Below are 14,347 nucleotides of genomic sequence, written 5' to 3'. Positions count from 1 at the left end.
AAACACTGGTAAAGGTCATCGGTTCAAATCCTGCTCTCGTAACCAATTTTACCCTCCCAAAAACACTTCAAAAGTAAAACACTACAAAAATAAAACACTACAAAAATAAAAACATCGGGCTCAGCTTGTGATCTGGCATTACAGGGAAATTATCAATTAATAGTCGATTAGCTACGATTTAATTACTCTGATACTTTATTTTTACTCATGGCTGTTTTATTTAAGACGTAAATCTGGCACCGTTGCTTACAAATGAGTTATTTACCTATTTTCATTGTTGTATCTCTTGCCAGCTAAAAGCGATTAGTACATATTCTCTGAATATTTTTTTTACTAATTAAAATTATACAGTTACTCTTTGAATCCAAGAGGTAACTTATCTGACCTTTTTAAATAATTATATGGATCATTATGAATTACGATATTTTTAACGGTGATGCTGATGGCATTATTGCATTATTGCAGTTGCGTCTTGCTTATCCTCTCGATAGCCAATTAGTCACGGGTGTTAAACGTGATATTAAGCTTGTACAAAACATAAATGTTAATGCCGGTGATAAGCTGACGATTTTAGATATCTCACTGGAAAAGAATATTGAAGCGGTCAATCAAGCCTTAAAAAAGGGGGCTTCTGTTTTTTATGCGGATCATCATCGTTGTGGTGAAATTCCAACAGATAAAAATCTGGATGTTAATATCGATTTAGATGCAAATACCTGTACAGGATTAATTATCGACAAATTACTGGCGAAAAAATATCATGCGTGGGCAATAACTGCCGCTTATGGTGATAATTTAATTGCTAAGGCTGATGAACTGGCTAATCAAGCAGGTTATTCTCATGAGCAAGCAAAGCAGTTAAAAGAGCTGGGTACATTAATTAATTATAATGGTTACGGTGCAACCGTTGCTGATCTACACTTTGACCCTGCTACATTATATCGCGCATTATTGGCTTACCCATCACCCTTTGATTTACTTGCTGATCTTAACTCCCCTTTTTATAAGTTACGAACGGCGTACCAAGACGATATGGCGGGTGCATTGGCAATATCGGCACAATATCAAAGTAAATGGTTATCAGTTTTTGAGTTACCCGATGAAACATGGTCACGTCGCATCAGTGGCGTATATGGCAACTTATTAGCGAATCAAAACCCTGACTCAGCACATGCGGTATTAACCAAAAATAAAGATGGGAGTTATCTTGTTTCATTACGCTCACCCCTTCATCATAAACAGGGTGCAGGCGATATTTGTAGTCAGTTTACATCAGGCGGTGGCCGAGCTGCCGCCGCGGGTATTAACACATTAGCGCAGAGTGAATTAAGTCAATTTATTGAGTTAGTTGAAAATTATTACAAAGCGCTTTAGTACTTATGAGATAAACAGGAGGGTGATATATTTGAGCTGTTTATCTTCCCTCTTCAAAAAATGAGCCATTTAATCTGTTTTTTTAGCTGAAAAATAATACTTAGGCAGTGTTGAGTATGTCGATGTAAATAATTGGCTCTGCTCCACTTTACTGTTGTCACTATGTAAATCTTTGAATTTCTACATATTGTAAAAACATTGAATTGAATTTTTTGTAAATATTTACAAGGAGTTAAATGTTTACAAATAAACGGACAACAATATTATGGAACAGAGCCAAATAATTATTGTGTTACCCCTTTTAACATCGCATCAATTAATGATTGGGCCGCGAATTTTGTTAATGCATCATTTGCGCCTACCTGTTGCGCTCTGTCAACACTCATTTCACTAGAGAGTGATGTGTGTAAAATGATATAAGTATCTGCTATCTCTTTCATGCTACGTACTTCAAACGTGAGCTCATAGCCATCTAATCCGGGCATCTCTATATCACTCACCAAAATGGTGATGGGATCTTCTTTTTTTGCGCATTCCTTCATTACTTGTAGGGCATCGTTGCCGTTTTTACATACTTTAAATGGGACATCAATACGGGTCAGTGCACTTTCTAGTTGTCTGCGTGCAACGGCTGAATCGTCAACCAATAAAATATGTGAGTTTTGTAATAACCCTTTTTGTATCCCCGTTATTTCGATTGAATAGTCATTCTTCTCAGGGAAAATTTGTGAGAGCAGTAATTCAATATCGAGCAGTTGTATGATGGTATTCTCAAAGTGGGTGATACCGGTAATATAGGTCTTGTGACCCAATGACCTTGGCGGTGGCTCTATATTTTTCCAATTACACTCTATAATGCGTTCTATTTTTCGTACCAAAAATCCCACATGTCGACGACTACAATCGGTAATAATGATAACGCAATGTGGTTTTTCTTCTTCGGTAATGGGGGGGAAACCAACGGCAGCTGCCATATCAATAACGGACAGGGTTTGCCCACGAATACTGGCTGCACCAATCACATTAATATCTGCATTTGGCAGTTGTGTTAAAGATTGGTAGGGGACTATCTCTTGAATTTTTAGTGTACCAAGCGCAAAACTTTGCAGTGGGGATAGTTTAAAAAGGAGTAAACCCTGTGATTGGCTAGAAGTTGATTGCATGAAAAATCCAAGTTAAAAGTTCAATAATAAATTATAGCTGATTATTCTAAAATAAATGTTAGCATACTGTTAAATCATCTAATTTAGAGAGAATTTATGACCTTAGATCAACAAACTCAGCTTGAAGCAGCCGCCTTTCGCCATCTACTAAAACACCTTGATAGTCGTAAAGATGTGCAAAATATCGCGTTAATGAATTTAGCCGGCTTTTGTCGTAACTGTTTGTCAAAGTGGATGATGGAAGAAGCGGCGAAGATACGTGTTGAATTGAATTATGATCAAGCACGAGAGCATGTTTATGGTATGCCTTACTCACAGTGGAAAAGTAATCATCAACTTCCTGCCACCGCTGAGCAGTTAGCTATTTTTGACGCGCTACAAACTGCTAAATAGTCTTTATTTTAGCTAACCATAATGCTTCAAATTGCATCATCTGTTGATGCTTTTTAGACGCGTGGTGCTCATCTCTATCAAGCTCTGTTGTAAATGGGCCTGCACGACATGCCGTACAACAATTTTTATGTTGAAAAATCGCTTTTGTTAGTTCTGATTTAAGTGAATGAGTTTGTTGTAAGCTCCAAACATAGGTTCTTCCTTGCGTATCTCGTACATGTTTATCTCTGTCGACATTACGTACTTTATATTCAGGAAAATGGGTGATATCAAACAGTGAAGAGCCTAAATAGTGAAAGTCGCTTTGTTGATGTAATGCATTTTCAATATTCCACTCGCGGTAGGGTTTCACATCTTTTGATGTGATAAAACAGAGTTGTTCACCATTTGGGTCTAAAAAATGTTGAAAGGCATTTTTTAAAAACGTGCGTAATAATAAACGATTGAGCGTATTGATGCTCAGTTGCTTGCCTTGGTTTTTATACTCCTCAAAAGAACGGAAAGCAGGCAGTAATGGAAACTGGAAAATAACCACATCAAAGGATTGTTTTTTGAGTGTTGACCAGCTTTTTTTGTTGGTAACATCAAGATTAAAGTGTACTGCTACCTTGTTTTCAATTAATGAGTGATAGCTGTTTTCACTGTATTTATTGAGCATGGTTGTTTGTGAGTCATATACGCTGGCCGTTAAACTTTTTGGTTGGTGGTATTTCCATAATGAAGAGGAAAATGAGAGATCGCCATCCCCTACGGTTAATATGCGCCACTCTTTTTTTATAATCATCTACAACTACTACTCGATAAAGAAACAGGGTGCTAATTTATCACTTTATTAAATTGTAAGCACAAAAAACAGGAAAAGTTGAAACAGTTGTTTAATAACCAATTCTATTTTAATATTTTCTCTGCGTTTGTTGCTTTCTCTTTTTTTTGGGGGGGGCTGGGCTTATTTTATTTATAGTTTATTCAAGTTAAGGAAAAACGAAACAATATAATTGTATAAAAGATAATCGTATAATGGCATTTTAGGAGATCCCCGTGTTATTAACAAACAAGCCATTAATTAAAAAACTGCTCTTTATCATTGCTGCATTTTTTATTTCAATAAATGTATCTGCACAAACAAGTACACAGAAGATAACTTCCAGCGAAACGTATCAAATAGGCATCATGGTACAAGCGGTACAAAAGGCATTAAAAATACGTGATAATCAGTCGTTACGTCACAGATACTCGTTATTACTCGATGATCAGAGGTTGGTTATTTCAAAAATTAGTGGGAGTTGAAAGTCAGTTACACACCAGTAAAACAGTAAAAAATAGCGAGAAATTTCAAACTCACTGCCATTTTTTAAAACAAGCGATTATCGTTATTAATCCTGAGTAATAGGAGAATTTAGGGTGATCTAGTTCAACTTAAAAGCATCAAAAAAAAATAAAAACGTAAACATTTTAAAATATGACTACAGTTAACTAATTGTAAATAAACAAGGCTGTGGAATATGCTTGCAAATGTAATGCTTAAAAAAATATTTTATATTTCAACTCTTTTTGTGATTTCACTTATTGCATTGCAATACCTCCCCGCTGAATTAGTACTTACCATTGCTTTAACATTCTTTATCTTTTTGAGTCGTTATTTTGATAGCCCCGTCACCCTAAAAGTGAAAGAGGGGGAGTGTTTACACTTTGCTAATAATGAATTTGAAAGTTGTGAAAAAATATTAGCAAGTACGAAATTTTTAGCACAAGAGAGTATCAACAGCCTACAAAATAACCAAGGTGATTTGAGTGATCTTATTGGTACACAAGAGGGGGCAATTAGCACATTAACTGACGCATTTATGGCTATTCAAGCATTGCTTGAGCAACAAAAAATCTATATTCATACACTACTGAGTGTTGAAGTTGAGGGAAGTGGGCCTGCTATTGAGATGGATATGCGTGAATTTGCGAAAAACACGTCCAAAACACTTAACCATTTTGTAGAAATTGCCACCAATATGGGCAATGAATCTATGTACTTATTAGAAAAAGTGGATCATATCAGTGCACAGATGCCTGGCGTAATGAAAGCGTTACAAGGTATCGAGAAAATTGCTTCACAAACGAATCTATTAGCACTCAATGCCGCCATTGAAGCTGCTCGTGCGGGAGAAGCCGGTCGCGGATTTGCAGTGGTAGCGGGTGAGGTTCGTGCATTATCAAGCAGCTCCTCAGAAGTCAGTCATAATATTCAAAAGCAGCTTTCTTCAATCAATACCTTGATTGCAGATCTTGCTAAAGATGTCAAAAAGATTGCCAGCCAGGATGTTGATTATGTGCATGATTCAAAGGATGAAGTTAATGAAGCAATTAATCAACTTACGCATAAGGCTGATAATGATTTACAAATGACCCGTAATTTAGATGGATTAGCAACGGAGCTCGTTGACGCTGTGCACAATGCGATGCGTGGCTTACAGTTCGGTGATATCAGTATTCAGAGTTTACAATTTACCCTAGAAGGGGTTACCCAACTTAATGAAACGATGCAACAGGTAGAAAAAATTAAAGGCTTAAAAATAGCGGAAGAGATTAATCTTATTGTGCAGGCGTATCAGGAAAAAAAAGAGCAACGAGTACCCAACCCTGTTTCATCATCAAGCATGAGTAGCGGTGAAGTAGAGTTCTTTTAATTGTGTCAAATAACGAAGTAGAGGGGTTTTAAATGGCAAAACATATTTTAGTGGTAGATGATTCCGTTTCAATTCGTCAAATGGTAGAGGTGACATTACTCTCTGCAAAATATCAGGTCTCATTGGCAAAAGATGGCCAAGAGGGGCTAGATATGTGCAAAAAGGGTAAATTTGATTTTGTATTAACAGATCAAAATATGCCACGCATGGATGGATTGACACTCATTAAATCACTGCGAGGATTACCTGGTTATCAGCGTACTCCTATCGTGATGCTAACCACAGAAGCGGGGACTGAAATGAAAATGAAAGGTAAAGCTGCTGGGGCGACTGGGTGGATGGTAAAACCTTTTAACCCTGCAAAATTGCTTGAATTAACCTCAAAAGTATTAGGCTAGTTAGCGCCTCTATTATTCATTTTTAGAACAGGTAGTTGATATGTCGATAGATATGCAACAGTTTAATGCTGTTTTTTTTGAAGAGGTCTCTGAACATCTGACCAATATGGAGTCGTTGTTACTCGATATAGATGTTGATTCCCCTAATTTAGAAGATTTGAATGCTATTTTTCGTGCTGCTCACTCGATAAAAGGGGGGGCAGGTATCTTTGGCTTTGATGATATGACCGAAGTCACCCATATTCTCGAAACGCTTCTCGATAAACTACGTAAAGAGGAGTTACTGTTAACCACTGAGATGATTGATGCTTTTTTGCAAGCAGGAGATATTCTCGCGGAGCAGAAAGCGGTTCACCAAGAGGGGGGGGATACGGTTGATGAGAGTAAAATCAAAGCGGTTTGTTTATTACTTGAAACACTCTCTGCTGATAAAATTACCCCTACAACCACGCCTGAAACAACCACTTTTTCCCCACATCAAGCGGATAAAAATATTTCGTTTTTAACCTCCATGGAGGAAGACATTACTGCGTTGCTTGAAGAGTTATCCCAATTGGGTCATCTAACTCAAAGCATGATTGTTGAGGGAGAGTTTCATAAATGGCAAATTTTTCTAACTAAAACCAGTGCTTCCAATGAGGATCTTATTGATAGTATCTCTTTTCTTGCGGAACCAGAGTCGATATTGATAGAGGATGTTATTACTGATCCGGCGCAGTGTTTTGGTTTATTTGAAGAGGCAGATTCGCAGGAAACTGATTTTGGATTTTTTGATGAGCCTGACAGTGAAGAACAGCAAGGTTTTGGTCTTTTTGATGACGTTGAAGAAAAGCCAGTTCAAACTAAAGAGAGCGCTTTTGGACTTTTTTCCGATGAAAAGATCACTCCTAAAGCAGTTGAAAATACTAAAGAGCAAGATAATGATCCTAGACCCTATGGTTTTTTGGATGGACGAGAAGAAAAAGAGGTTAAAAATAAAAAAACATTAACGGTTAAGCGTACGGCAAATAAAGCAAGCTCAACAGGTGAAACCTCTATTCGTGTTAATACCGAAAAAGTGGATCAACTGATTAATCAAGTGGGTGAATTGGTGATAACCCAAGCGATGCTGATGCAGATATCTAGCGAACTTGATCCCTCTGAACATGATGTTTTGTTAAATCGCCTTACCCAATTAGAGCGTAATACCCGTGACTTGCAAGAGTCTGTGATGTCAATTCGCATGATGCCAATCAGTTTTGTATTCGGACGCTTCCCCCGTGTTGTGCGTGATCTTTCTAATAAACTTAATAAAAAAATTGAGTTGAAAATGATCGGAAATGAAACTGAACTTGATAAAGGTTTAGTTGAAAAATTGGCTGATCCACTCACTCACCTTATTCGTAATAGTATCGATCACGGTATTGAGATGCCAGAAGATCGCATTGCTAACGGTAAGCCTGAAACAGGCACAATCACCCTTTTTGCTTTCTATGAAGGTGGCAATGTGGTGATCAGTATTAGCGATGATGGCGCTGGGTTAAATCGAGAAAAAATCATCGAAAAAGCGCTAGAGCGTGGTATGGAGTTGAGTGACACTATCTCTGATAGTGAGGTTTATCAGCTTATCTTTTCTGCTGGATTTTCAACTGCTGAGAAAGTCACCGATGTATCGGGTCGCGGTGTGGGTATGGATGTTGTAAAACGAAATATCCATAGCATGGGCGGGCAGGTAGATATCCATTCTGAGGCAGGTGTTGGCTCAACTATCTCTATTCGTTTACCACTAACATTAGCTATTTTAGATGGTATGTCTATCTCTGTTGCAGGGCAGATATATATTATCCCACTGACTTTTATCTCTGAGTCATTACAACCAAAAGCAGAAGATATTAAAACCATTAATGGTAAAGGTAAGGTGGTTAAAGTGCGTGGTGATTATATCCCACTGCTTGCTTTACATGAGCTATTTAATATTGATACCGAGGTAACTCAAGCAAGTGACGGTATTTTAGTGTTATTAGAGAACAATAATAAAAAAATAGCGTTATTAGTTGATCAGCTAGAGGGACAACAGCAAGTGGTATTAAAAAGTCTAGAGACTAATTTTCATACCGTGCCTTGTATCTCTGGTGCAACCATTATGGGTGATGGCAAAGTTGCACTCATTTTAGATATTGCGGGTCTTGTCAGTGAAAGCGAATAATTTAAAGAGGGGAAATTGATGCGAGATAATAAGAGAGAAAATGAAGCAGAAAATAGCTTTATATCAGAGATGGGTAGTAGCGATGATAACGGTTATTTAACATTTACCCTTGGTGAGGAGGAATACGCTATTGATATCCTCACAGTACAAGAGATCCGTGGTTACGATGCCGTCACGACTATTGCCAATATGCCTGACTTTATTAAAGGGGTGGTTAATTTACGCGGTATTATTGTCCCGATTGTGGATATGCGTATTAAATTTAACTTAGGTGATGTGACTTATAATGAGATGACCGTCGTTATCATCTTGAATGTGGCGAATAGAGTGGTAGGCATGGTCGTTGATGGGGTCTCAGATGTTATCTCATTAAACGAATCACAAATTAAGGAAGCCCCTGAATTTGGTGCCATTTTGGATACCCAATATCTGAAAGGGCTAGGGGTCATTGATGACAGAATGTTAATTTTGATTGATATAGAAAACCTAATGACCAGTAAAGAGATGGCATTAGTCGAGGCTTTGGTTGAATAAGACAATACGATTAACCAGTTTATAAACTATCTATTTTATTGAGTTAAAGGGTACCTACTATGCGAAATAATACGCCAGTAACAAATAATGAATATATTTTACAAGATAAAGACCTCATCGTGTCTAATACCGATATGCAGGGAAACATTACCTATATTAATGATGATTTCTTACGTATTAGTGGTTTTACTGAAACAGAATTAATTGGGCAACCACAAAACATTGTGCGTCACCCAGATATGCCGGCAGAAGCATTTGAAGATTTATGGCGAGATTTGAAAGCGGGTAAGCCTTGGACAGGTTTTGTTAAAAATCGTTGTAAAAATGGTGATTTTTATTGGGTAAAAGCCAATGCCACCCCTATTTTTGAAAATGGTCAAATAACGGGTTATATGTCTGTGCGACAAGGTGCAGATCGCAGTGAAGTGGAAGTGGTTAGTGCTGCTTATCGTTTGTTTAAGCAGGGTAAGCAGGGTGACTTAAAAATAGTGCATGGTGAAATCGTAAAACCTCACTGGTCTAATAAATTATCTTTTTTCAAAAAAATGAACTTTAAAAAACGCATTGTTACGTTGTTTAGTTTAGTGGTACTGGCTTTAGTGGTTGGATTAGGTATCGGTTTTGATGTGAACTATGAAACTAATCAAGCATTAGATACACTTTATAATGAGCATTTAAAGAGTTTGGAAGAGGTTCAAAAGTTAACTCTTACTTTACATGAATTACAAACTTCAATAGCGACCAACAGTGAATTAACAGATCAAGACCTCGCTAAGTTACAGGGGGTTACATTACAATCGGATGAGGCTATTACCAAGAGTTTGCAACAAGCGAAAGTCATTCATGTTGAGAATGAACAATATTTTATAAATGCATCACTCTTTATGCTAATCACGACACTTATTGTACTGCTTGCTGGCTTTCTATTTTCCAGAAAATTCAGTAAGTTGTTATTGAATCCGATGGACAGAGCGCAAGGGTATTTACGTGAGTTATGCCAAGGGAACTATAATTTTGATGTTGAAACAGAGACAGAGGATGAGCTTAGTGATGTATTGTTATTGTTGAAAATGATGCAGATAAAATTGGGTTTTGAAGTAGAGGATATGAAACGTACTGCAAATGAAGCGACACGTATAAAAATTGCCCTAGACAGTGTAAGTACTAATGTAATGATCGCTGATAATAATCGTAATATCATCTATATGAATAACTCTATTGTGCCGATGCTTAAAAATGCAGAGGATGACTTACGCAAAGAGTTACCAAGTTTTGATGTCGATAAATTACTGGGTGGTACTATTGATCAGTTTCATAAAAATCCTGAGCATCAGAAAAAATTACTCGCTACTTTTACCGCTGAATTTGTAGCTGAGATTGCGGTTGGTGGTCGTACCTTTAGACTTGTAGCAAACCCTGTTATTAATCCACAGGGCGACCGTTTAGGCTCTGTGGTTGAATGGACAGATAGAACCTCAGAAGTGGCCGTTGAAAAAGAGGTAGAAAGTGTTGTTAATGGCGCCATAGCAGGTGACTTTACCCGTCGTATGGATTTAAAGGGTAAAAATAGATTCTTCAAACAGTTAAGTGAATCGATTAATAGCTTAATGGAAACCAGTGAAACGGGACTGAATGAGGTAGTACGCATGTTATCGGCTCTTTCAAAAGGAGACTTAACAGATCGCATTACTAATGAGTACCAAGGTACATTCAAACAGTTAAAAGATGACTCTAATTTAACGGCAGATAAACTCAAAGAGATTGTATTACAAATCCAAGAAGCGACCGATACGATTAATACTGCCTCTAAAGAGATTGCAATGGGCAATAGTGATCTTTCTCAACGAACAGAAGAGCAAGCTTCTAGTCTCGAAGAAACAGCATCAAGCATGGAAGAGTTAACCACGACAGTGAAACAAAATGCTGAAAATGCACGATTGGCCAATAAACTTGCAAATGGTGCGTCTGATATTGCCATTAAAGGTGGAGAGGTGGTTGGTAAAGTGGTGAAAACCATGAGTGACATTAATGAAAGTTCAAGAGAAATTGTGGATATTATCTCTGTGATTGATGGCATTGCTTTCCAAACTAATATTCTTGCGTTAAATGCAGCGGTGGAAGCTGCTCGCGCGGGTGAACAAGGTCGCGGGTTCGCCGTGGTTGCATCTGAAGTACGTAGCTTGGCGCAGCGTTCAGCAGCAGCCGCTAAAGAGATAAAAACCCTTATTGGAGACTCTGTTGATAAAGTGGAAGTGGGGGCTAAACTGGTTGATGAAGCGGGCAATACCATGGATGAGATTGTTAAGGCTGTGAAAAGTGTGACCGATATTATGGCTGAAATTGCCACTGCATCAGAAGAGCAAAGTGCGGGTATTGACCAAGTCAGCCAAGCGATCTCGCAAATGGATGAAGTGACACAACAAAATGCCGCTTTAGTTGAACAAGCAGCTGCCGCCGCGGAATCATTAGAGGAGCAAGCGGGTAATCTTAGTGTTTCGGTGAGTGTCTTTAATACAGGAGTGGGGCCGTCATCAAATATGAGTACTAATGTACAGGCGATTGAAAGCAGTAAAGCGGGCCGTGGCTTTAAAAATAGCAAAACTACGGCTAATGATGAATGGTCTGAATTTTAGTTAATAGACCCCTTTGTTAGCAGAGGGGCCTATCATACCAATCTGAATAAATAGCGGATCAGTTTCACTGGTTAAAATAGAGATCACATACTTAATCAGACGGGTATAATTTCGAGAAGGTTTTTTTATGTCAAGTGCGCGAGAATTTGTTTTTACTGCTAATGATTTTGCTCATGTGCAAAAGTTAATTTATGAACATGCAGGTATCTCACTCAGTGAACAAAAAAATGATTTAGTGTATAGCCGTTTAGCAAAACGGCTACGTAAACATAAAATTCATCGCTTTGATACCTACCTGCATCTGCTTGATGATATTCAACATCCTGAATGGCAAGAGTTTATCAATGCATTAACCACCAACTTAACCTCTTTTTTCCGTGAAAATCACCATTTCATACGATTATCTCACTATCTTAAAGAAAATTTTTCAGATGCAACAGCAGATAAACCGGTAAAAATTTGGTGCTCTGCCAGCTCAACGGGAGAGGAGCCTTATAGCATCGCAATGACGGTAGCGACAACCTATGGGAAACTAAACCCTCATGTGAAAATTTTAGCAACAGACTTAGACACACATGTCTTAGATAAGGCCAAAAAAGGAATTTATCATATTGATAATATTGAAAAATTATCTTTTCTGCAAAAAGAGCGTTTTTTCCTTAAAGGCAGTGGTGAAAAATCAGAGCTGGTTAAAGTTCGTTCTGAGCTGAAGTCATTAATTACGTTTAATCAGTTAAATCTTTTAGCTGATTGGCCAATGAAAGGGAAGTTTGATCTTATTTTTTGTCGTAATGTAATGATCTACTTTGATAAACCAACACAATATAAGTTACTTGAGCACTTTGCTAAACATTTAAGCAGTGGAGGATTACTGTTTGTTGGCCACTCTGAGAGTTTTCCCAATGCGGGTCATATTTTCAAGCTTGATAAACAAACTGTTTATGTGCGTTGCTAGGAGGAAGTATGGATAGAGAACATTTAGCCACGACCGCCTATTTCGATAAAAAATTTAATTGTGATGCGATACGCATACTCCCCGGTGAATATTATATCAGCACAAAAAATAAATTATTAATGACGGTATTAGGCTCTTGTGTGTCTGCATGTATCTGGGATAAAAAGCGTGGTGTAGGGGGATTAAATCACTTTATGTTACCCGGAAAAGCCAGTGCAGATTTTAATAAATCAGCCCGTTATGGCAACTATGCCATGGAGATCTTAATTAATCATATTATTCAACTTGGTGGAAAACGTGAAGACTTAGTCGCTAAAGTATTTGGTGGAGGTAAGGTAATGCATGCTTTTACCGCATTGGATATCGGCAAAGATAATGCAGATTTTATTACTAATTATCTGCACAATGAATTGATTCCAATACTCGCATCAGACTTAGGGGATATATACCCACGTAGAATCTGTTTTTTTCCACAAACAGGCAAAGTGATGATGCGTAAATTAACGGACACATATCATCGCAAGATCGAGAAACAGGAAGATAATTACTTTAATAAAGTAAATAAAACAGAGATTGAGGGTGAAATTGAACTATTTGATTAACGTCTTAAACTCAGAGGAAAGATTATATGGCAATTAAGGTATTGATCATTGATGATTCTGCATTGATTCGGCGTATTTTAACTGAAGTGATTGATGAGCAACCTGATCTTGTGGTGGTGGGCTGTGCACCCGATCCGCTGATTGCGCGTACTATGATTAAAGCACTAAACCCAGATGTATTAACTTTAGATGTTGAGATGCCTAAGATGAATGGTCTCGACTTTCTCGAGAAGTTGATGCGACTAAGACCCATGCCTGTTGTGATGATCTCAACACTAACTGAAAAAAGCTCAGCAGTAACAATTCAGGCCTTGAGTTTAGGGGCTGTCGATTTTATCACTAAACCTAAAATGAATCAGATGGCTGAGATGCGCGATTATGGTCATTTAATTGCGGATAAAATTCGTGCTGCATCCGTTGCTAAAATAAAGCCTGTGAAAGTTATTAATAAAAATAGAGCGGTGAAAAAAAGTGCTTTGATCGCTAATTCATTGGTCAGTAATCAAAAATTGATCGCTATCGGTGCATCAACAGGAGGGACAGAAGCGATAAATCAGGTGTTATTAACCATGCCAGAAGATTGTCCACCTATCGTGATCACCCAACATATGCCAGCAGGGTTTACTGCTTCATTTGCGGCTCGATTAAATAATAATTGTACCATTAATGTTAAAGAAGCAACTCATAATGAGTTGATCAAACCCGGCTGTGCTTATATTGCCCCAGGTGCAAATCATATGTTTATCTCTAAACGAGGTGGTAATTATTACACCCAATTAAGTCAAGCAGAACCTGTTAATCGTCATCGGCCATCCGTGGATGTACTTTTTGATTCCGTTGCACTTTGTGCAGGAAAACAAGCGATTGGCATTATATTAACGGGCATGGGAAAAGATGGTGCATTAGGCATGTTAAAAATGAAGCAAGCAGGTGCGTTTAATTTTTCACAAGATGAGGAAAGTTGCATTGTTTATGGTATGCCTAAAGAGGCTGTTAGGAGTGGAGGTGTTGATCAAGTAGAGCCACTCGACAAAATAACCGGTGCAGTGTTAAAACAACTGCTTAAATAATATGTTAACTGTTCGCTTCTTTTTTAAAATGATGGCTACACCTAGATTTGAACTCGGGATGAGTGATGTGCTCTAACCAACTGAGCTATGTAGCCATCTATACTTTTACTGCAAAAATCAGACATAAAAAAACCAGCTTTAGCTGGTTAATTTATTATTCTCTTGGAGAATAATGGTGCGATCGGTGATACTTGGACTCTCACACCTTACGCTTACTTTGAATAGCTGAACCTAAATCTAGCGCGTCTATTAATTTCGCAACTTTCTTATTTAGCATAAGAAATGGTGGCTACACCTAGATTTGAACTAGGGACCCCATCATTATGAGTGATGTGCTCTAACCAACTGAGCTATGTAGCCAT

13 protein-coding genes and 2 tRNA genes are annotated in these 14,347 nt (G+C 37.8%); 11 read left to right on the top strand and 4 right to left on the bottom strand.

The annotated features are described in order from the left end of the window. Positions 1 to 411: 411 nt before the first annotated feature. Positions 412 to 1,374, top strand: a complete 963-nt coding sequence (locus G322_RS0112175; RefSeq protein ID WP_022942048.1) for a DHHA1 domain-containing protein — start codon at positions 412 to 414, stop codon at positions 1,372 to 1,374. 284 nt (positions 1,375 to 1,658) lie between these two features. On the opposite strand, the gene G322_RS0112170 is transcribed toward G322_RS0112175, so the two are convergent. Continuing rightward, positions 1,659 to 2,537, bottom strand: coding sequence for a chemotaxis protein (locus tag G322_RS0112170; protein WP_022942047.1), 879 nt, complete (start codon positions 2,535 to 2,537; stop codon positions 1,659 to 1,661). Positions 2,538 to 2,633: 96 nt separating this feature from the next. On the opposite strand from G322_RS0112170, the gene G322_RS0112165 reads away from it, so the two are divergent. Continuing rightward, positions 2,634 to 2,930 carry a DUF1244 domain-containing protein gene (locus G322_RS0112165; RefSeq protein WP_022942046.1) on the top strand — a complete coding sequence of 99 codons (297 nt, stop codon included), beginning with the start codon at positions 2,634 to 2,636 and terminating at the stop codon, positions 2,928 to 2,930. Here G322_RS0112165 and G322_RS0112160 read toward each other — a convergent pair. Then, positions 2,923 to 3,714 carry a class I SAM-dependent methyltransferase gene (locus G322_RS0112160; protein WP_022942045.1) on the bottom strand — a complete coding sequence of 264 codons (792 nt, stop codon included), beginning with the start codon at positions 3,712 to 3,714 and terminating at the stop codon, positions 2,923 to 2,925. The genes G322_RS0112165 and G322_RS0112160 overlap by 8 nt on opposite strands. Positions 3,715 to 3,968: 254 nt before the next feature. Between G322_RS0112160 and G322_RS0112155 the strand changes: the two genes are divergently transcribed. The 9 genes from G322_RS0112155 to G322_RS0112115 all read left to right on the top strand — a co-directional run bounded on the left by G322_RS0112155 (position 3,969) and on the right by G322_RS0112115 (position 13,985). Further along, on the top strand, positions 3,969 to 4,217 hold the full coding sequence (locus G322_RS0112155; RefSeq protein WP_022942044.1) for a hypothetical protein: 249 nt from the start codon (positions 3,969 to 3,971) through the stop codon (positions 4,215 to 4,217). 215 nt (positions 4,218 to 4,432) lie between these two features. Then, the gene (locus G322_RS24555; protein WP_022942043.1) at positions 4,433 to 5,608 is read left to right on the top strand and encodes a methyl-accepting chemotaxis protein; all 1,176 of its coding nucleotides are present in this window, start codon (positions 4,433 to 4,435) and stop codon (positions 5,606 to 5,608) included. A gap of 32 nt (positions 5,609 to 5,640) precedes the next feature. After that, positions 5,641 to 6,006: a response regulator gene (locus tag G322_RS0112145; RefSeq protein ID WP_022942042.1), complete on the top strand. Its 366-nt coding sequence runs from the start codon at positions 5,641 to 5,643 to the stop codon at positions 6,004 to 6,006. A 40-nt stretch (positions 6,007 to 6,046) separates the two neighbouring features. Beyond that, positions 6,047 to 8,191 (top strand): chemotaxis protein CheW, encoded by a 2,145-nt coding sequence (locus G322_RS0112140; protein WP_022942041.1) that lies wholly within the window; start codon positions 6,047 to 6,049, stop codon positions 8,189 to 8,191. Between the two features lie 69 nt (positions 8,192 to 8,260). Beyond that, positions 8,261 to 8,725, top strand: coding sequence for a chemotaxis protein CheW (locus tag G322_RS0112135; protein WP_245542317.1), 465 nt, complete (start codon positions 8,261 to 8,263; stop codon positions 8,723 to 8,725). Between the two features lie 59 nt (positions 8,726 to 8,784). After that, positions 8,785 to 11,358, top strand: coding sequence for a methyl-accepting chemotaxis protein (locus G322_RS24825; protein WP_022942039.1), 2,574 nt, complete (start codon positions 8,785 to 8,787; stop codon positions 11,356 to 11,358). Positions 11,359 to 11,485: 127 nt separating this feature from the next. Then, the gene (locus tag G322_RS0112125) at positions 11,486 to 12,313 is read left to right on the top strand and encodes a CheR family methyltransferase (RefSeq protein ID WP_022942038.1); all 828 of its coding nucleotides are present in this window, start codon (positions 11,486 to 11,488) and stop codon (positions 12,311 to 12,313) included. A gap of 8 nt (positions 12,314 to 12,321) precedes the next feature. Next, complete coding sequence (cheD, locus tag G322_RS0112120) at positions 12,322 to 12,915, top strand: chemoreceptor glutamine deamidase CheD (RefSeq protein WP_022942037.1); 594 nt, start codon at positions 12,322 to 12,324, stop codon at positions 12,913 to 12,915. Between the two features lie 26 nt (positions 12,916 to 12,941). Continuing rightward, on the top strand, positions 12,942 to 13,985 hold the full coding sequence (locus G322_RS0112115) for a protein-glutamate methylesterase/protein-glutamine glutaminase (protein ID WP_022942036.1): 1,044 nt from the start codon (positions 12,942 to 12,944) through the stop codon (positions 13,983 to 13,985). A gap of 32 nt (positions 13,986 to 14,017) precedes the next feature. Here G322_RS0112115 and G322_RS0112110 read toward each other — a convergent pair. Further along, positions 14,018 to 14,080, bottom strand: a tRNA-Leu gene (locus tag G322_RS0112110). Positions 14,081 to 14,268: 188 nt separating this feature from the next. Then, positions 14,269 to 14,345 (bottom strand) — tRNA-Met (locus G322_RS0112105). Between the last annotated feature and the right edge of the window lie 2 nt (positions 14,346 to 14,347).

The sequence above is a fragment of the Psychromonas hadalis ATCC BAA-638 genome, assembly GCF_000420245.1.
In the GTDB taxonomy this organism is placed as follows: domain Bacteria; phylum Pseudomonadota; class Gammaproteobacteria; order Enterobacterales; family Psychromonadaceae; genus Psychromonas; species Psychromonas hadalis.
The sequence above is the reverse complement of the archived record's forward strand: the minus strand, read 5'-3'. Positions and strand labels throughout refer to the sequence as shown.